Here is an 18,092-nt window from a genome sequence, read left to right on the forward strand (position 1 = left end):
CTCAGGAGTTGCTGCCATGTCGCTGTCCCGCCGGGACTTCGTCAACCGTTCCACCCTCGTCGGGGCCGGCGTGCTGATCGCCGGCAGCGCCGAGGCGCTGGCCAGCGCCCCGGGCGCGATCGCCGCCCCGGTCGGCGGCGAGGCGCCGGCCGCCGCGGCCGCCGGGACCAACTCGGCCGCCGGCACCGCCGTCGGCTACGGTCCGCTGGTCCAGGACCCGGCCGGCCTGCTCTCCCTGCCGAAGGGCTTCTCGTACAAGGTCCTCAACCGGGCCGGCGTCACCAAGCTGCGCACCGGCGAGTTCACCCCGAGCAACCACGACGGCACCTCCGCCTTCGAGGACGAGCGCGGCGGCAACCTGATGGTCGTCAACCACGAGCTGGCCGGTGCCCGCGCCAACTGGCCGCACCCGGTGCCGCTGATCGAGGGCCACGTCTACGACCCGGGCGCGGCCGGCGGCTGCACCATCGTGCACGCCAAGCGGGACGGCTCGGTCGAGCAGTGGGTCGGCATCGCCGGCACCGCCACCAACTGCGCCGGTGGCGTGACCCCGTGGGGCACCTGGCTGTCCGGCGAGGAGACCGAGGACAAGGCCGGCAAGAACGGCTTCACCAAGGACCACGGCTACGTCTTCGAGGTCGACCCGTTCGACGACGACTACAACCGTGACCCGCAGCCGGTGAAGGCCTTCGGCCGCTACGCGCACGAGGCCGTCGTGGTGGACCCGAAGAAGGGCCACGTCTACCTGACCGAGGACGCCTCGAACCCGAACGGCCTGCTGTTCCGCTGGACCCCGCCGGCCGGCTTCAAGCACGGCCGCCACAAGCTGCGCCGGCTCGCCGACGACGCCGGTGTGCTGGAGGCCTTCAAGGTCTTCGACGCGCAGGGCAAGTTCGTCGACGACCTCTCCCGCGCCACCAAGGTCGGCACCACCTACGGCGTGGACTGGGTCAAGGTCCAGGACCGCGACGCCAGGACCGTCTCGGTGCGCAAGCAGTTCAAGGAGGGCGAGGTCACCCGCGCCCGCAAGCTGGAGGGCATGTGGTGGGGTGACGGCGGCTTCTACTTCGTCTCCAGCTACGCCCGTTCGGAGAGCCCGCTCCAGCACGACGGCCAGGTCTGGTTCTACAACCCGAACCGCCGCACCATCACCCTGAAGGTGCTGCTGGGCGTCAACAGCGATGTCTGGGGCGACCACGACAACTTCGACGGCCCGGACAACATCACCGTCTCGCCGTACGGCGGCATCGTGATCGCCGAGGACGGCGAGGGCGTCTCGCACCTGTTCGGCGCCACCGAGGACGGCCTGGTCTTCCCGATCGCCCGCAACGAGCTGAACATCGGCACCGCCGAGAAGCCCGAGTTCAGCGAGTTCACCGGGGTGACCTTCTCGGACGACGGCAAGACCCTGTTCGCCAACATCCAGACCCCGGGCATCCAGCTGGCCGTCAGCGGCCCGTGGCGCCGACTGAACGAGCACAAGCGCGGCCAGGGCTACGGCGAGTGACGATCCGTCGGATCTGACCGGCTGACTGCCGCACTGCCCGCGGACTACTCGTCCGCGGGCAGTCGCAGTTGCAGCATCGCCAGCAGGCGCTGCTGCGGCTGGGCGAGGTCGATGCCGGTCAACTGTTCGGCGCGGCGCACCCGGTAGCGCAGGGTGTTGGGATGGATGTGCAGGGCGTCCGCGGCCACCCGCACCTCGCCCAGCGCGTCCAGCCAGGCCAGTACGGACTCGGCGAGCCGGGTGCCGTGCCGGCGGTCGTACTCGGTGAGCGCGGTCAGTCGCGGGTCGCGCAGGCCGGTGCGCTCCTGGAGCAGCGCGAGCATCTCGCTGACCAGCACCTCCGCCTGGACGTCGATCAGCGCCGCGACGTCGAGGTCCACCCCGCCGCGGCCCATCGCGTCGAGGATGCGGTCCGCCTGGGCCCGGGAGTCGGGGACCTGGGCCAGGCCGTCGACGGTCGAGCCGATCGCGGCGCGCAGCGGGACCCCCAGGTGCTCGCGGGCGGCGGTCACCACCTCGGAGGCCCAGTCGCGCACGGTGGTCATCGGCAGCCCGGGGGGCAGCTCGGGCAGCAGCACGTACACCCGGGAGTCGATCGGGGCGAGCAGTGCGGTGCGGTGCCGGGCGGCGGTGTGCACCGAGATCAGGCCGGTGACGTCGGAGCGGTGCAGCGCGTCGGTGGTGTGCGCGCTGTAGGCCAGCACGGTGGCCGGGCGGCGCAGGTCCAGCCCGAGGTGGGTGGCGAGCGACTGGGGGCCGGTGGAGCCCTCCAGCAGGCCGGTCAGCAGGGTCTGGGTGAGCCGGACGTCGGCGGACAGCTCCCGGCGGCGGCGCACCAGCTGGGCGGCCGCGACCCGGGCGGCGCCGACCAGGGCCTGCTCGGCCAGCGGGGCCAGCGGCTGGGAGCCCTCCTGGACCCAGATGGTGCCGAGCGGCTGCGCCCCGGCCCGGATGCCGACCGCGAGGCGGCGGCGCAGGCCCAGCTCGGGGTGCGGTTCGACCGCGATCGGGGCGTCCGAGCTGCGCAGGTGCTGGAAGATGCCCCACTCGCGGAGCTTGGACAGGTACGGCTCGGGGCCCTGCCAGCCGAGGATGGACAGCCGGCGCAGGTCGTCGACCTCGTCGGAGTCCGAGGAGCGGGAGTAGGCCAGCACCCGGCTGGAGGTGTCCTCGATCGAGACGATGCCGTTGGTGAGCACGGCGACGGTCTGGGCGAGGGAGAAGAGGTCGCCCGCGTTGGGCTCGGGGGAGCCGGGGGCGTCCGGGGCGTCCGGGCCGGCGATGATCGCCCGGGCCAGCGAGTCGAGGTGTTCCCAGCGCGTCTCCCGGCGCACCGAGAGCAGGGCGACGCCCGCGTCGGTGGCGGCCTCGCGCAGCGCGTCGGCCTGGCCGGGGCCGTCCAGCTTGACCGCGACGGCGGCGGCTCCGGACCGGCCGGCCGCGCGCAGGGCGGGCAGGGCGGCGCGGCCGCGGGCACCGATCGCGAGCACGAGTTCGCCGGCGGCGGCGGTCGGGGGGTCCTCCGGGTCGAGGATGGCGACGTCGCGCACCGGGACGTCCAGCCCGAGTGGGGCGGCCTGCAGCTCGACCAGCGGTTCGCCGAGGGACATCAGGAGTTGACGGAGCGGCAGGCCGGGGGTGGTCACGTCGGCCCTCCTTCATCCGCTCGGACAACGTTTTGTGGTTGATTTTAGCCGGACGGACAGATTTTCGTCGTCGAGGACGACTACGCCCTCGCGCTGCCGGAGGCCGAGCGGCGCTGCACCGAGAACCTCATCGCGCAGCTCGGGGAGCCGCAGCCCGGCCGGAGTGGAAGGCGGTCGCGGCCGGGGCCGCGGTGGTGAACGCCCGGAAGGCGGGCGCCGGAGCGTGAGCCGGTCGAGAGAGCCCGGGGCGTGAGCCCGGGGGCGCGAGGCGGGCCGGGGTGGTGCGAGGGGGTGTGAACAGTGGGGCGGCCGGAGGCGGTTCGTGACCGCGGCGTGACCCGATTCGTCGGGCCGGACAACGCCGTACGGGGGACTTTAGCCGCCCGGCCAATCATGTGGCCCGGTGGCCAGGAATAGCGTTCGTGCTGTGGTCGGTGTGCAACCCGCGCCGGTCGATCCCCCGCACTGAACGAAGGAGAGCGTGCGCTCTATGGACGCTGTGACCCAGGTCCCCGCGCCGGTGAACGAGCCGGTCCACAGCTACGCCCCCGGGAGCCCGGAACGGGCCCGGCTGGAGGCCAAGCTGAAGGAGCTGGGCGGCCAGGAGCCGGTCCAGCTGACCATGACGATCAACGGTGAGCGCCGGATGGGCGGCGGCACCGAGATCCACGTCGTCCAGCCGCACAACCACGCGGCTCGGCTCGGCACCCTGCGCAACGCGACCCAGGCCGACGCGCAGGACGCCATCGACACTGCCCTGGCCGCCGCTCCGGCCTGGCAGGCGCTCTCCTTCGACTCCCGCGCCGCGATCTTCCTCAAGGCCGCCGACCTGCTGGCCGGCCCCTGGCGCGAGACCCTGGCCGCCGCCACCATGCTCGGCCAGTCCAAGACCGCCCAGCAGGCCGAGATCGACACGCCCTGCGAGCTGGTCGACTTCCTGCGCTTCAACGTGCACTTCGCCCGCCAGATCATGGCCGAGCAGCCGATCTCCTCGGACGGCGTGTGGAACCGCAGCGACCACCGCCCGCTGGAGGGCTTCGTCTACGCGATCACCCCGTTCAACTTCACCGCGATCGCCGGCAACCTGCCGACCGCGCCCGCGCTGATGGGCAACGTGGTGCTGTGGAAGCCGTCCCCGACCCAGCAGTTCTCCGCGCACCTGCTGATGCAGCTGCTGGAGGAGGCCGGCCTGCCCAAGGGCGTCATCAACATGGTGACCGGCGACGGCCTGGCCGTCTCCGAGGTCGCGCTCAAGCACCCGGCGCTCGCCGGCATCCACTTCACCGGCTCCACCGCCACCTTCCAGCACCTGTGGCGCGAGGTCGGCAACAACATCGCCGGCTACCGCACCTACCCGCGGATCGTCGGCGAGACCGGCGGCAAGGACTTCCTGGTCGCCCACCCGTCCGCCGACCCGAAGGTCCTGAAGACCGCGATGACCCGCGGCGCCTTCGAGTTCCAGGGCCAGAAGTGCTCGGCGCTGTCGCGGGCCTACGTCCCGGCGTCGATCTGGGCCGGCCTCAAGGACGAGTTCGCCGCCGAGGTCGACGGCCTCACCATGGGCGATGTCACCGACCTGTCCAACTTCATGTCGGCCGTCATCGACGAGCGCTCCTTCGCCAAGAACAAGGCCGCCATCGACCGCGCCCAGGCCGACCCGCAGGTCGAGGTCCTCGCCGGCGGCACCTACGACGACTCGGTGGGCTACTTCGTCCGCCCGACCGTCCTGGTCTGCCAGGACCCGTCGAGCGAGTACTTCAAGGACGAGTACTTCGGCCCGATCCTCGCCGTGTACGTCTACGAGGACGAGAAGTACGAGGAGATGCTGGCCCAGATGGAGTCGGTGTCGGCGTACGGCCTGACCGGCTCGATCATCTCCCAGGACCGCGCCGCGGCCCAGGACGCGATGCACAAGCTGCGCTTCGCGGCCGGCAACTTCTACATCAACGACAAGCCGACCGGCGCCGTCGTCGGCCAGCAGCCCTTCGGCGGCGGCCGGGCCTCCGGCACCAACGACAAGGCGGGCGCCAAGCAGAACCTGGCGCGCTGGACCTCCACCCGCTCGGTCAAGGAGACCTTCGTCCCGCCGACGGACTACCGCTACCCGCACATGGGCTGACCAGCCCCGCACCACCGATCGCACGGCTCGTCCAGTAGCCACCGGTCACCCGCGACGCCCGGTCCCGCAGCCGGGCGTCGCCCGCCGGGGCGGCGGGGCCCCACCCCCGTACCCGCCGCCCCGGCCCTTCTGCCACCCTTGGAAACACCAGCTCCAGGAGTCACGATGCTCCGTTCCGCCCTTCTCGCGGCCTCCCGGTCCCCGCAGGTCCGCACCGTGGTCGAGAAGTTCCCCCCGACCCACGCGATAGTCGAGCGCTTCGTCGCCGGCGACGTCCTCGACGACGCGGTCACCGCCACCGACGACCTGATCGCCACCGGTCGCAAGGTCACCCTGGACCACCTCGGCGAGGACACCCAGGACGCCGCCCAGGCCGCCGACACCGCCGTGGCCTACGAGCACCTGCTCAAGGCCCTCAAGGAGACCGGCCTCGCGGCCGGCGCCGAGGTGTCGGTCAAGCTGTCGGCCGTCGGCCAGTTCCTCCCGGTGGACGGCGAGAAGATCGCGCTGGAGAACGCCCGCCGCATCTGCGAGGCCGCCGCCGACGCGGGCACCACGGTGACCCTCGACATGGAGGACCACACCACCACCGACTCCACCCTCGCCATCGCGCGCGAGCTGCGGGCGGACTTCCCCTGGCTGGGCGTCGTGCTCCAGGCCTACCTGCGCCGCACCGAGGCCGACTGCCGCGACTTCTCCGGCGCCGGCTCCCGCGTGCGCCTGTGCAAGGGCGCCTACAAGGAGCCCGAGTCGGTCGCCTTCCAGGGCAAGCACGAGGTCGACCTCGCGTACGTCCGCGCCCTGAAGGTCCTGATGGCGGGCGAGGGCTACCCGATGATCGCCTCGCACGACCCCAACATGATCAAGATCGCCGGTCAGCTGGCCCAGTGGAACGGCCGCAAGCGGGACTCCTTCGAGTACCAGATGCTGTTCGGCATCCGCCCCGAGGAGCAGCTGCGCCTCGCCGGCGAGGGCAACACGATGCGCGTGTACCTCCCGTACGGCCAGGAGTGGTACGGCTACTTCATGCGCCGCCTCGCGGAGCGCCCCGCCAACCTGACCTTCTTCCTGCGCGCCATGGCCACCCGCGGCTGACCTCCGGCGCCCCAGGCCACGGCCCGCACCCCTGACGGGGGGTGCGGGCCGTCCGCGTCCTCGGCTCTAGAGGAAGTCCTTGGTGTCCAACTCGAACTCGAACGGGGCCGGGACGGCGAGCGGTTCGCCGAAGGCGGCGAGGTGCACCTCCGTGTACTCCTCGCGGTGGGGCTTGCAGAAAAGGCTCACCTGCGACTTTTCGCGGTCGATCAGCAGGTAGAGCGGGATGCCGGCGCGGGCGTAGCAGTGTCGCTTGGTGATGCGGTCATGGTCGGGCTTGCTCGATGTGACCTCTGCGACCATGGCCACGCCGTCGGGTTCCATCCACGGTGGTGCACCGCGGAAGAGTCGGAGTTCTCGCGGCGCGAACGTCGCATCCGGGATGACGTGGTTCTTCGGACAGAGCCCGCCGCTGACGAGCCGCAGACCCTTGCCTCCGGACACCTGCATGTGGACCTTGGCCTTGGCCTTCACCTGATCGATGAGAAGGTCGATGTAGTCCTCGTGATCGCCGTCCGGCGGTGGTGCCACGATGATCTCTCCCTCGATGAGCTCGGCTCGGAAGCCTTCGGGGGAGTGCAGGCTCAGGAAGCTCTCCAGCAGGATGTCGGCCTGCGATGGGGAGCCCGTGATCGGTTGCTCATGCGCCACAGCACACATGATGCCCCTCCTTCAGAGGACCGTCACGCTATTCGCGGCCCGGCCGGGCTGTGCCGTATACGCCGGAGTTTCACTCGATGGTGTGGGTTTGAGGTCTCGCCTAGGATTCCCCTGCTGGTGAACTGGCTTTTCGAGCGGAGGAGTTGGGGATGCTGAAGGCTTTCGCGGAGCTGTCCACGCCGTTGGTGGCGGACGCCTGTGTGCGGCTCGGGGTGGGGCTGCGGGTGGCGCCGACGGGGGTGGCGGCGGTGGTGGCCGGGGCCCGGGTGGCGGGGCGGGCGCTGCCGGTGCGGCACTACGGGAGCGTGGACGTGTTCCTGGAGGCGTACGGGTCGGCCCGGGACGGGGACGTGCTGGTGATCGACAACGGCGGGCGCACCGACGAGGCCTGCATCGGGGACCTCGCGGTGCTGGAGGCCCGGGCCTCCGGGGTGGCCGGGATCGTGGTGTGGGGGCTGCACCGGGACACCTCCGAGCTGCGGGAGATCGGGCTGCCAGTGTTCAGTTACGGGGCGCTGCCGCTGGGCCCGGTGCGGCTGGACGCCCGGGAGCCGCAGGCGCTGCTGACGGCGAAGTTCGGGCCGCACCCGGTGAGCTCCGAGGACGTGGTGTTCGCCGACCCGGACGGGGTGCTGTTCGTGCCCGCCGACCGGGTCGCGGAGGTGCTGGAGACGGCCGGCGCGATCGCCCGGACCGAGCGCGAGCAGGCCGCGCGGATCGTCTCCGGGGACACGCTGCGCCGGCAGACCGGCTTCGACGAGTACCTGGAGCGGCGCGCCGCCGACCCGGCGTACAGCTTCCGGCAGCACCTGCGGCGGGTCGGCGGGGCGATCGAGGAGTGACGGCCCTACAGCGGGCGGTGCATGACGTGCAGGCCGACGTAGCCGTCCACCGGGTGGTGGAAGGCCTCGGGGACGGTGCCGACGATGGTGAAGCCGAGTGACTCGTAGAGCCGCACGGCGTGGTGGTTGTTGGCGACGACCGCGTTGAACTGCATGGCGCGGAAGCCGCTCCGGCGGGCCCAGTCGAGGGAGTACTCGACCAGTGCCCGCCCGATCCCCCTGCCGTGGTGGGCCGGGTCGACCAGGTAGCTCGCGCTGGCGACGTGCGAGCCGTTGCCGGGGCGGTTGCGGTTCATCTTGGCGGTGCCGAGGACACGCCCGTCCTCGTCCACCGCGACCACCGTGCGGTCCGGGGTGGTGAGCATCCACCACTCCCGGCCCAGCTCGGAGTCCATGTCCAGCGGGAAGGGGAAGGTCTCGCCGGCGGCGATGACGGTGTGGAAGAACGGCCAGACGGCCGGCCAGTCCTCGGGGGTGGCCTCGCGGATCTCGATGGGCATCGGACCAGGATGGCCCCCGACGGGCGGGCGGGCGAACGGTTTTCCGGGCGGGTCAGCGACCGAGGACGGCGTTCTCGACCAGGGCGGCGGTGTGCGCCTGCCCGGTCGCGTTGGGGTGCACCACGGCGTACTCGAGGGGGAGGACGCTGGTCAGCACGCCGTCCAGCCAGTGGTCGGCGTCGCAGACGCTGTGGCCGGCGCTGGCGGGGTAGAGGTCCACGAAGGTGTCGCCGTGGGCGGCGGCGCTCCCGGCGATCAGCGCGTTGAGCGGTTCCAGGAGCGCGGTGCGGGCCCAGCCGAGGTCGCCGGCGGTGAAGGTGCCGAACTGCAGGAGGTTGCCGTACTGGCAGAGCGCGGCGTTCTCGGGGACGAGGTGCGGGTAGCCGACGGCGAGGACCTTGGCGGACGGCGCCTTGGCGTGCAGCGCGGTCAGCATCCGGTCGTAGCCGTTGCGCAGCCGGTCGAAGCGGTCGGGCAGGCTCGCGTCGAACTTGTCCTTGCAGGGGGTGCCCTGGCCGAGCTGGACGGCGCCGAGTTCGATGCAGCTCTTGAGGATCTCGGCGAAGCCGAGGTCGTTGCCGCCGACCCCGACGGTGACCAGGTCGGTGGCCGCGTCGACGGCGTCGATCTGCGGCGGGACGGCCGGGTAGGGGCCGTTCGGGTCGGTGCCGAGCGGCGGGAGCGGGCGGCCGAGCGGGGCCTGGGCGGTCACGTCGACGCCGTCGGTGGTGGCGCCGCTGCAGCTGACGTTGCGCAGGTCGACCAGGGAGCCCAGGTCGCGGCGGATGATCTCGGGGTGGGACTCGACGGTACGGGCGCAGCCGTCGCGCGGGTCGGTCTCGTCACCGGTGGCCTCGATGACCCCGGCGGTGTAGGAGTCGCCGAGGGCCGTCCACCGCAGTGCGACGGCGCGGTCGCCCGGCCGGGTGGCGGCCTGGGCGGTGGTCGGGGTGATCAGCCCGGCGGCGAGCACGGCGGCGGTGCCGGCGACGGCGAGGCGGGACGGGAAGCTTGGCACGGCTCTCCTCCTCGGGGTGCGGGGGAGAGTGCGGTTCACCCCCCTGAGAGTCAATCGAGTCGCCGTGTGGACGACTTGATGCCTCAGAGGGGTGAATCCATGGGCGTCGCGGTGACGCCGGGGGTCAGAGTGCCGCGGCGGCGGGCTCGATCATCGCCCGCGCGGTCTTGCCGTCGACGTACTCGCCTAGTGCTGTCATCTCCCACTCGCCGCCCGGTCGGCGGACCAGCTTGCACATCATCACACCGGTGTGGGGCTCGGAGCGGGTGAGGTCGAAGCGGACCAGCTCCTCCTCCGTACGGGCGTCCAGCAGCCGGCAGTAGGCGTCGCGCACGTCGGTGAACTTCTGCCCGGAGAAGGAGTTCACCACGAACACCAGCCCGTGGACCTCGGCCGGCAGACCCTCCAGGTGGACGGTGATCACCTCGTCGTCGCCGCCCTCGCCGCCGACCAGGTTGTCGCCGGAGTGGGAGATCGCGCCGTTGAAGATGTTCAGCTTCATGAACCAGGCCGTCTCCAGGCGCTTGTGCCGGGCGTCGAAGGCGAGGCAGGAGGCGTCCAGGTCGATGGCGCGGCCGCGGGCGGCGGACTTCCAGCCGAGCGCCATCCGGACGGAGGAGAGGAAGGGGCGGCCGTTCTTGACCAGGGAGACCGAGCTGCCCTTGACCAGGTTGACCCGGCCCTTGTCCAGGGTGACTTTGGTCGGAGTCGGAGTCGGAGCCGCCGGCGGGACGGCGGTCTGGCCGGTGGCGAGCGCGATCCGCGGGTCGACCGGGGCGGTCGGCGGCACGGGCGGTGCGGGCGGCATCGGTGGGGCGGCCGGCGGGGCCGGGAGCTGGACGGTCCGGTCCATCGAGACCGGAGGCGCGACCGGAGGAGCGGCCGGCGCCGGGGTCGGAACCGGAACCGGGGCCGGCGCCGGGGAGTCCTCGACGGTGACGCCGAAGTCGGTCGCGATGCCCGCCAGGCCGTCGGCGTAGCCCTGGCCGACCGCGCGCACCTTCCAGACGCCGCCCCGCAGGTAGACCTCGACCACGATGAGCGCGGTCTCCAGGCCCAGCCGGGGCGGGGTGAAGGTGACCAGTGCCTCCCCGGTGTCCGCGTCGCGGACGGTGGCGGTGGGCTCCATCCCGGCGAAGGTGGAGACCTGGTCGGCGGGGCTCGCGGTCACCACGATCTTGGTGATGCCGGCCGGGACGGCCCGGGTGTCGACGGTGATCGCGTCGGGGGAGCCTGCGGTGGCCGGGCGGTGGCTGACACCGGGGCCGTTCGGGGCGTTGAAGAAGACGAAGTCGTCGTCCGAGCGGACCTTTCCGGCATCGGTCAGCAGCAGGCCGGAGACGTCCAGCGCCTTGGGCGCGGTGACCTCGACGGTCACTCGCGCGGCGGTCAGCGGTGCGTTGCCGCCTTGGGTCAGGACGGTGGACACGGACTCCTCCTCGGGTGCGGATCGGCGGCCCGGCCGGGGCCGTCGGGGGCGCCGGGCCGGGTGCTGCCCACAGTAACGAACGGGGGTACGGGGATGCGCCCGTCCGGAACGGCCTGCTGCCGGATCGTCGAACGACCGTTACAGGGCGGCCTTCGGCAGGTCAGCGCGCCGTGGCGGCAGGGGCGGTGGCCGCCCCGGCACCCGCCCCGGCACCCGCCCCGGCACCCGCTACGGTGTCCGGCGCCGGTCCCGGCGCCGGGACCGGCGCGGGCAGCGGCTGCACCGGGCCGAAGGTGCCGAGCGCGGCCACCGCGCGGGGATCGTCGAGCGCGAAGGCGGAGACGCTCCAGCTCTCCACCGGGGCCGCCCTGCGCACCCCGGCGGACGGGTCGGCGGCCGGCCGGGCACCGCGGACGCCGAAGGTGTAGGTGCCGGGCCGGACGTCGGTGCCCGGCGGGGTGGTGAAGCGGTAGACGAGGGTGCCGCGCTCCTGCTGGGCGGTCACCACGGCGCCCGGCAGGTCGGTCCAGGCGGTGCCGTTGCCGGGGGCCGACTCGCCCGGGGCGAGCCGGAACTCGGCCTGCAACGCGGTGACCGGCTCGGCCACCGCGAGGGTGAGCCGGTGGAGCAGGCCGTCGCGGCCGAGCGGGGAGAGCCGGGCGGCGCCGGTCAGCGCCTGGTCGGCGTCCGCGGAGGGCCGGGGGCCGGCCGGGCCGGTGCCGTCGACCGTGTCGGCCGAGGTCTCCCCGACGGCCGGGAGGGGTGCGACGGGCGGCGGCACGGGGCGAGTGGGCAGGGTCGGCCGCAGCCCGGGGAGGTTCGGCACCGGGATGGTGGCGGCCGTGCCCTGGTCGGGCTGCCCGGCGCCCGGGGCGGGAGCCGGACCGGGGGCGTAGCCGGGCTGCTTGGCGTTCGGGACCGGGGGGACGGAGACGGAAGGGGAGGGCGAGGGGTCGGCCTGGACGCGGGCCTCGGTGCCGGCGAGCTGGGTGCCGGAGGCCGGCGCGTCCTGTCCGGCCGAGGCCTGGCCGCCGGTCTGGGGCGCGCCGGGGCTCCCGCCGTGGGGCGCGGACGGGGAGGCGGCGACCGGCGCGGGCCCCGTGGGGTGCGCCGAGAGGCGCGAGGAGGGGTTCGGCGAGGGCCGGCCGTCGACGGAGCGGCCGGAGGTGGAGCCGGGCGACGGAGCGTCGGTCGGGGTCTGCGCGGAGGCCGCCTCGGCCTGGTCGGTGGTGCCCGGTGTGGGCGGCGGGGTGGTGCCGACCCGGGCGACGCCGGCCCGGCGGCCGACACCCTGCTGCTCGTTCAGCAGCAGGGTGGTGGCGATGCTGATGCCGACCACGGTGGACATCGCCATCGCGGCGCCGGAGAAGCGCAGGGTGGGCAGCCGGAACAGCCCGCCGAACGGGCGCGGCCGCCCGTGCCGGCCGTGCCGTACGGGCTCGTGTCGCACGTCTCGCGCGGTGTCCTCGCGCACAGCCACCGGACCCCTCCCTCCCCGAAGCCGCCGTCGCGTCGCCGTATTCTCCCACGCGTCGTCGCCGGGCCCGGCTCCGGCCGCCGAGGACCGGTTCCGCGCGGGCCCGCGCGGGGAGGGGGAGAGCGTACCAGCGGGCGACCGCGCCCCGGTCGGTTCCCACCCACTTCGCGGATACCCGCTCGATACACGGAAGTTGACACTCCGTCCGACAAGCGCGGTGAGGGGTGGCCGGGTTGGCCGGGGGTCGTTGCAACCCCCTTGCAACCCTTGCCCGGTGCGCCGGGTGTGACGCACGCTGAGGGCATCCCACGCCGTCCCGGAGAGACCGTCATGCCGCCCGACCCGCTGTCCGCAGCCTCCAGTGCACCCCTCGCCGCCACCCCCACGGGCGGCGATGGGGACGGCTCCACCGCCGCTCCGGCGGCGGTGGAGGAGGAGGTGCTGATCCTGCGAATCTCGCTGGGCGAGGAGGTGGTCGGCGAGGTGCTCACCCGGTTCCGGTTCGACGCCGCGCGCCCGTACGAGGTGCTGCTGACCTTCCACCTGGGGCGGCCCGACGAGGCCGACTGGGTGTTCTCCCGCGAACTGCTGCGCGACGGCCTGCGCGCGCTGAGCGGCCAGGGCGACGTCAAGCTGTGGCCGGCGTACTGCCCCTGCCACGGCGCGACGCTGCACCTGGCGCTCGAGTCCCCGCACGGCAGCGCGCTGCTGGAGGCTCCCAGGCCCCGGGTGCAGGCCTGGCTGGACCGCACCTACGCGCTGGTCTCCGAGCGTCAGGAGCAGGTCTGCGGTCCCACCGACGCCGACCTGGCCGCCCTGCTCGCGGACGGCTGAGGCCGACCGGGGCCGGCGCCGCGGGGCCGGGGGTCAGCGACGCCCGGCCGGACCGGCGGCGCGCGGCGGCGGGAGGGACGGCGTACCGGGCAGCCGGGCCGTCCCCGCGGCCAGCGCGGCCCGCAGCCGCCGGACGGCCGGGGCCGAGGAGGCGGGCAGCAGGTCGTACGGGTCGTCCGGCCCGTCCACGGTGACCAGCACCGACTCCGCGAACCGGTACGGCCGGTGGGCCAGCAGCCCGCCCAGGTAGCGGCGCAGCCGGGACAGCTCGGCGCGGACCGTCACCGTCCGGCGGGCGTCGTCGAACAGCGCCTCCGCGAGCTGGGCGGCGGTGCTGCCCTCGCGTCCGGTGGCGAGCAGGAGCAGCAGTTCGGCGTGGCGCGGGCTGAGCGGGTGCGACCAGCTGTCGGCCGCGCTCCGGACGGACAGCTCGGGGCGGTCCGGACGGCGCAGGTCGAGCCGGAGGTGGGCGCCCTCGGCCTGTTCGGCGCTCACCGCGCCGGAGCCGCCGTCCTCGGGTGACCGCACCGGGCGCACCAGCCAGCCGTCGGCGAGCGGCTCCAGCACGCACTCGCCCAGGCCCGGCACCCAGTGCACGGCGGCCGGGGTCCAGCCCCCGCTGGGCACCCGCAGCCGGCCGACCGGTGGAAGTCCGGCCGCGGCGGCGGTCCAGCCGGCCGCGTCCACCACCAGCGCCGGGCCGCCGATCCGGGCGAGCAGCGGGGCGGCCAGGGCGCGCAACTCGTGCAGCGCCTCCAGCCGGTGGGCGCGCAGTTCGGTCTCGGCGAGCCGGGCGGCGGTGGCGGTGAGCTGGAGCAGGTACGGGCGGACGCTGTGCGCCGGGACGCTCAGGTTGACGGCGCCGACCAGCTGCCCGGTGCCGGGGTCGCGCAGCGGCGCGGCCACGCAGGTCCAGGCGTGGTGGCTGCGCAGGTAGTGCTCGGCGGAGTGGACGTGCGTCGGGCGCCGGATGCGCAGGGCGGCCGCGATGCCGTTGGTGCCGACGCGCTCCTCGGTCCAGCGGGCTCCGGTGATGAAGCCGATCCGGTCGGCGCTGCGGCGCAGGCCGCGCTCGCCCTCCTGCCAGAGCACGTGGCCCTCGGCGTCGGCGACGGCCACCAGCAGCGGGGCCGCGCCGCCCACCTCCAGCAGGGTCTCGCGCAGCACCGGCAGGACGCTGTCGAGCCCGCTGGTGCGGCGGCGCTGTTCTATCTCGCCGGGACCGAGCAGGACGGCGGCGGCGCCGCTGTCGGGGTCGAGGCCGAGGCGTTGCAGCCGGGCCCAGGAGTCACCGATCTCGGGCCGGGGTTCGAGCAGGCCAGGGCCCGCGGGCTGCGCGCTGAGGGCGGGGGCGGGGGCGGGGGCGGCCAGTTCCCGGGCGGCGGCGTCGGCGAGGGTGCGGTCGTGGACCTTGGCCAGTTCCGTCGCGGTCGGCGGGGTGCGGCGCTCTGGTCGTCGGGACTGCCGTCCGGTCTGCCGCACGCGCTTCGCTCCTCGCCACCGTTCGAGGACGCGTCGGGGCCGACGCGCTGACGAAAGCGTACGGGGGCGGTGGGCCGCTGGGGACGGGGTCCGGCAACTCCGCCTACCGGGCGGTACGGACTGCGGCCGGGCCCCAGGGCCCGGCGGTGCCCGGCGGGCGTTCGGGGGCGGGGCCCGGGGCCGGGCGGGATCAGTGCCGCGCGCCGCTGCCCTGCTGGGCCGCCTCCACGGTGTGGTGCAGGTCGGCGGTGGCCTCCAGGGCGGCGCCGGTGCTCAGCGCCAGGCAGGCGGCCAGGGCCACGGCGGCGGCCCGCAGCCAGGTGCCGGGGGCGCCGGCCGGGCGGGGCTGGAGCAGGGCGGCGACCCGGCGCGGGACCGGTCCCGAGTGGGCGGCGGCGACCAGCCGGGGGCGGCCCGGCCAGGGGGAACGGCTCGCGGCCAGGGCGGCCCGGCCGACCGCGCGGGCGGTCACCGCGCGGTCGCCGACCCGGGCCGCGGCCACCTCGTCGGCCCAGCGCTCCAGGTGGTACCCGAGGGGTGCGCGCAGCGGGCGCAGGGCCGGGTGGATGCCGGCGGCGTGCTCGGCGAGGGCGAGGAAGACGTGGTGGCGGGCGGTCAGGTGGGCCCGTTCGTGGGCGAGCAGGGCGGAGCGCTCGGGGGCGCTGAGGGCGCGCAGCATGCCGGAGGTGACCACGATCCGGCCGGGCTCGCCCGGTCGGCCGGGGCGGCCCAGGCGGCCGGGCAGGGCGAAGGCGTCGGCGCACTCGTCGTCCAGGACGGTGACCGGGTGGTCGGCGGTCCGGAGCAGCGCGGCGCGCCGCAGGCGGGTGGCGGTCCTGAGCAGTGCGGCGGGCCGCGGCAGCGCGGCCGGCCAGGCCGGGGGGCGTGACCAGCGCACGGAGGCGTGCGGGGGGCGCATGTCCGGATGCTGGACGGAGGAGGGCTCGCGGAGCGGCCGGTGGGCGCCGGTCCGGTCCGTACGGTGATCGTCGGCACCCACCGAACCCGCGGCACCGAGGGCCCCTACGGCGCGGTCGGCGAGGCCGCCGGAGGGTTCCGTGCGGGGCGCGTCGTGGGCCGGGAGCGCGGCCCTGGCGATGCCCAGCTCCCGCAGCTGCCGGCGGGTGGTGCGCACCGCCAGCGCGCCGAGCGCGAGGAGCGCCAGGGCGGCCAGCACGGCCGCGAACGGCGCGTCGGGCGAGGCCGCGGTGAGCCAGGGCAGCGAGAGGTGGCCGAGGGCGGCGACCGGCGGGAGCCGGAGCAGCCCGTCGACGGCCAGCAGGCCGAGCGAGCAGAGGGTGCCGCCGGCCAGGACGGCGGCGCTGCCGGTCAGCATCCAGGCGGCGGCCCGCGGTGGCAGCGCCTCGGCGAGGCGGCGGGCCAGCGGGGCGGCCAGGAAGGGCAGCAGCAGCGGGACCCAGACGGCGAGCATCATCGGCCGGCCGCTCCCGGTGCGCCCGGCCCCGTCGGGTCCGCCTCCGGCGCGTCCGGCATGCCGTCGCCGAGCAGGTCGCGCAGCAGCTGCTCGTCCTCGGTGGAGAGGTCGGAGACGAAGCGGGCCAGCACGGTGGAGCGGTCGGCCTCGCGGCCGAGCTCGGTGTGCATCCGGCGGGCGGCGAGCCCCGCGGTGTCCTGGACGGTCGGAACGTAGGCGTAGGCGCGGCCGGCCCGGGTGCGCTCGACCGTCCCCTTGTCGAACAGCCGGGCCAGGATCGTCGCGACGGTGGTGCGGGCGAGGTCCCCGCCGAGCGCGGCCTGGACGTCCTGCGGCGTCATCGGCTGCCGGGTGGACCAGAGGGCGGCCAGCACTTCGGCCTCCAGCTCCCCGGCGGGCCGGCGGGCGGACGGTACGTCGGGCATGGCGGCGCTTCCTCCAAGTTTCGTCTACAGTCATGTAGACCGTCTACGCGACTGTAGACGATCAGGGCGGGTTCCGATGCGAACCGCCCTCCAACGTACGGGAGGTCCGTCGGCCTTGCTCCAGTTCCTCGCCGATCCGGCCGTTCACCTCGCGGTGAACCCGCTGGACGCGTCCTCATTGCTCGCCGCCTTCGGCGCGCTCGGCATCGCCGCGGTGCTGTTCGCCGAGACCGGCCTGCTGGTGGGCTTCTTCCTGCCGGGCGACTCGCTGCTGTTCACCGCTGGACTGCTCTGCGTGCCCGGCGCCACCCAGGGGCCGCAGCTGGAGCTGTGGCAGGTGCTGCCCGCCGCCCTGGTCGGCGCGCTCGGCGGGGCGCAGGTCGGCTACCTGATCGGCCGGCGCGGCGGCCGGGCGCTGCTCGCCAGGACCAGGCGCAGGAGCCTGCTGGAGGGCGTGGCGCGGGCCGAGGAGCTGCTGGCCAAGTACGGCCACGGCAAGGCGATCGTGCTCGCCCGGTTCATCCCGGTGGTCCGTACGGTGCTGAATCCGCTCTGCGGCGTGCTCGAGGTGCCGGTCCGCTCGTTCACCTTCTGGCAGGTGGCCGGAGGTGCGCTCTGGACGGTCGGCGTGGTGTTCGCCGGCTACGGGCTGGGCTCGTCCATCCCCGGTATCGACCAGTACCTGCTGCCGATCATCGGTCTGGTAGTAGTTGTCTCCGTGCTCCCCATTGTTCTCGAACTGTTCCGCGCCCGTCAGGCGCGGCGTCACGGAGGTGACGCGTGATGTCCTCCCGGGCGCTCGCCGTGTACGACGGCAGCGGAATCGACGGCGGCCTGTACAGCCGGGTCAACGGCTGGGCGCAGTCGGCGCCGCACTGGCTGGACGAGCTGATCAAGGTCTGGTCGGCCCTCGGCCTCGGGCTGTTCGCGGTCTTCATGCTCTACGCCTGGTGGCGGGCGCGCGGCGCGGACTCGGCCGTGATGGCCAGGGTGCTCGCCTCGCCGCTGATCGTGGTCGTCGCGTACGGCGTCAACTCGGTGCTCAAGGGCGCGGTCGAGGAACTCCGGCCGTGCGCGCAGATCCCCGGCAGCGTCGCGCTGGAGACCTGCCCGGGCGCCGGGGACTGGTCCTTCCCGAGCAACCACTCGGTGATCGCCTTCGCCGCGGCGGCCTCGCTCTGGTTCGTCAACCGGCGACTCGGCTGGGTGGCCGGCCTGTTCGCGGTGCTGATGGCCGCCTCCCGGGTCTGGGTCGGCGTGCACTACCCGCACGACGTGGCGGTCGGCGCGCTGGTCGGGCTGGTGGTCGCGGTGGTGCTGGCGCCGCTCGCCGGACGCTGCGGGCCGCTGGTGGACCGGATGCGGGCGGGCGTGCTGCGCCCGCTGCTCGGCGCGGGGGAGCAGCCGGTGGTCGCCCGCGGCTACTCCGGGTACCGGGCGCAGGGGCGCTGAGCCGGGCCGCGGCCGGTTCGCGGGCCGTCGCCGTTCCGTAGTCCTCCCCGCCCCTTGTCCGGTCTCGGACGACGGGTGGAGCATGTGAGCCGGGCGTGGAGCCTCCTTCGGGGGCGCCCGCCCGGCTCATTCGTGCCCGGGCGCGCGGGCTCCGGGTGTGCCGGCGGAGGG

At 74.4% G+C, this 18,092-nt stretch carries 16 protein-coding genes; 7 read left to right on the forward strand and 9 right to left on the reverse strand.

The window, feature by feature from the left end:
• Window positions 1–16: 16 nt before the first annotated feature.
• Window positions 17–1,507, forward strand: coding sequence for an alkaline phosphatase PhoX (locus ACIQ87_RS13365; protein ID WP_402405608.1), 1,491 nt, complete (start codon window positions 17–19; stop codon window positions 1,505–1,507).
• A 44-nt stretch (window positions 1,508–1,551) separates the two neighbouring features.
• On the opposite strand, the gene ACIQ87_RS13370 is transcribed toward ACIQ87_RS13365, so the two are convergent.
• Window positions 1,552–3,153 carry a PucR family transcriptional regulator gene (locus ACIQ87_RS13370; RefSeq protein WP_402405609.1) on the reverse strand — a complete coding sequence of 534 codons (1,602 nt, stop codon included), beginning with the start codon at window positions 3,151–3,153 and terminating at the stop codon, window positions 1,552–1,554.
• Window positions 3,154–3,643: 490 nt separating this feature from the next.
• Between ACIQ87_RS13370 and pruA the strand changes: the two genes are divergently transcribed.
• The gene (gene pruA, locus ACIQ87_RS13375) at window positions 3,644–5,272 is read left to right on the forward strand and encodes an L-glutamate gamma-semialdehyde dehydrogenase (RefSeq protein WP_402405611.1); all 1,629 of its coding nucleotides are present in this window, start codon (window positions 3,644–3,646) and stop codon (window positions 5,270–5,272) included.
• A gap of 165 nt (window positions 5,273–5,437) precedes the next feature.
• Window positions 5,438–6,367 carry a proline dehydrogenase family protein gene (locus ACIQ87_RS13380; RefSeq protein WP_402405613.1) on the forward strand — a complete coding sequence of 310 codons (930 nt, stop codon included), beginning with the start codon at window positions 5,438–5,440 and terminating at the stop codon, window positions 6,365–6,367.
• 66 nt (window positions 6,368–6,433) lie between these two features.
• Here the strand turns inward: ACIQ87_RS13380 and ACIQ87_RS13385 are convergent, their stop codons facing one another.
• Complete coding sequence (locus ACIQ87_RS13385; RefSeq protein ID WP_402405614.1) at window positions 6,434–7,027, reverse strand: Uma2 family endonuclease; 594 nt, start codon at window positions 7,025–7,027, stop codon at window positions 6,434–6,436.
• Window positions 7,028–7,176: 149 nt separating this feature from the next.
• Between ACIQ87_RS13385 and ACIQ87_RS13390 the strand changes: the two genes are divergently transcribed.
• Entirely contained in the window at window positions 7,177–7,869 is a 693-nt protein-coding gene (locus ACIQ87_RS13390) for an RraA family protein (RefSeq protein ID WP_402405616.1), read from the forward strand.
• 5 nt (window positions 7,870–7,874) lie between these two features.
• On the opposite strand, the gene ACIQ87_RS13395 is transcribed toward ACIQ87_RS13390, so the two are convergent.
• The 4 genes from ACIQ87_RS13395 to ACIQ87_RS13410 all read right to left on the reverse strand — a co-directional run bounded on the left by ACIQ87_RS13395 (window position 7,875) and on the right by ACIQ87_RS13410 (window position 12,296).
• Window positions 7,875–8,363 (reverse strand): GNAT family N-acetyltransferase, encoded by a 489-nt coding sequence (locus ACIQ87_RS13395; protein WP_402405807.1) that lies wholly within the window; start codon window positions 8,361–8,363, stop codon window positions 7,875–7,877.
• 58 nt (window positions 8,364–8,421) lie between these two features.
• Window positions 8,422–9,387 (reverse strand): SGNH/GDSL hydrolase family protein, encoded by a 966-nt coding sequence (locus tag ACIQ87_RS13400; RefSeq protein ID WP_402405618.1) that lies wholly within the window; start codon window positions 9,385–9,387, stop codon window positions 8,422–8,424.
• A gap of 124 nt (window positions 9,388–9,511) precedes the next feature.
• Window positions 9,512–10,804 (reverse strand): TerD family protein, encoded by a 1,293-nt coding sequence (locus ACIQ87_RS13405; protein ID WP_402405808.1) that lies wholly within the window; start codon window positions 10,802–10,804, stop codon window positions 9,512–9,514.
• A 172-nt stretch (window positions 10,805–10,976) separates the two neighbouring features.
• Complete coding sequence (locus ACIQ87_RS13410; protein WP_402405620.1) at window positions 10,977–12,296, reverse strand: hypothetical protein; 1,320 nt, start codon at window positions 12,294–12,296, stop codon at window positions 10,977–10,979.
• A 327-nt stretch (window positions 12,297–12,623) separates the two neighbouring features.
• Between ACIQ87_RS13410 and ACIQ87_RS13415 the strand changes: the two genes are divergently transcribed.
• Window positions 12,624–13,127: an SsgA family sporulation/cell division regulator gene (locus ACIQ87_RS13415; protein ID WP_402405622.1), complete on the forward strand. Its 504-nt coding sequence runs from the start codon at window positions 12,624–12,626 to the stop codon at window positions 13,125–13,127.
• 33 nt (window positions 13,128–13,160) lie between these two features.
• On the opposite strand, the gene ACIQ87_RS13420 is transcribed toward ACIQ87_RS13415, so the two are convergent.
• From ACIQ87_RS13420 to ACIQ87_RS13430, 3 genes are all read right to left on the reverse strand, one after another.
• Window positions 13,161–14,609 carry a GAF domain-containing protein gene (locus tag ACIQ87_RS13420; RefSeq protein ID WP_402405624.1) on the reverse strand — a complete coding sequence of 483 codons (1,449 nt, stop codon included), beginning with the start codon at window positions 14,607–14,609 and terminating at the stop codon, window positions 13,161–13,163.
• A 190-nt stretch (window positions 14,610–14,799) separates the two neighbouring features.
• Window positions 14,800–16,044, reverse strand: a complete 1,245-nt coding sequence (locus tag ACIQ87_RS13425) for a M48 family metalloprotease (RefSeq protein WP_402405625.1) — start codon at window positions 16,042–16,044, stop codon at window positions 14,800–14,802.
• Window positions 16,041–16,469 carry a BlaI/MecI/CopY family transcriptional regulator gene (locus ACIQ87_RS13430; protein ID WP_402405627.1) on the reverse strand — a complete coding sequence of 143 codons (429 nt, stop codon included), beginning with the start codon at window positions 16,467–16,469 and terminating at the stop codon, window positions 16,041–16,043. Before ACIQ87_RS13430 ends, ACIQ87_RS13425 begins: the two co-directional genes overlap by 4 nt.
• A 115-nt stretch (window positions 16,470–16,584) precedes the next feature.
• Here ACIQ87_RS13430 and ACIQ87_RS13435 point away from each other — a divergent pair, with 115 nt between their 5' ends.
• Window positions 16,585–17,253, forward strand: coding sequence for a DedA family protein (locus ACIQ87_RS13435; protein ID WP_402405628.1), 669 nt, complete (start codon window positions 16,585–16,587; stop codon window positions 17,251–17,253).
• Window positions 17,253–17,921 (forward strand): phosphatase PAP2 family protein, encoded by a 669-nt coding sequence (locus ACIQ87_RS13440; RefSeq protein ID WP_402405810.1) that lies wholly within the window; start codon window positions 17,253–17,255, stop codon window positions 17,919–17,921. The genes ACIQ87_RS13435 and ACIQ87_RS13440 overlap by 1 nt, the downstream gene beginning before the upstream one ends.
• The last annotated feature ends 171 nt before the right edge of the window (window positions 17,922–18,092 follow it).

Origin of the sequence: Kitasatospora sp. NPDC096204, assembly GCF_044763205.1 — a bacterium.
GTDB lineage: Bacteria > Actinomycetota > Actinomycetes > Streptomycetales > Streptomycetaceae > Kitasatospora.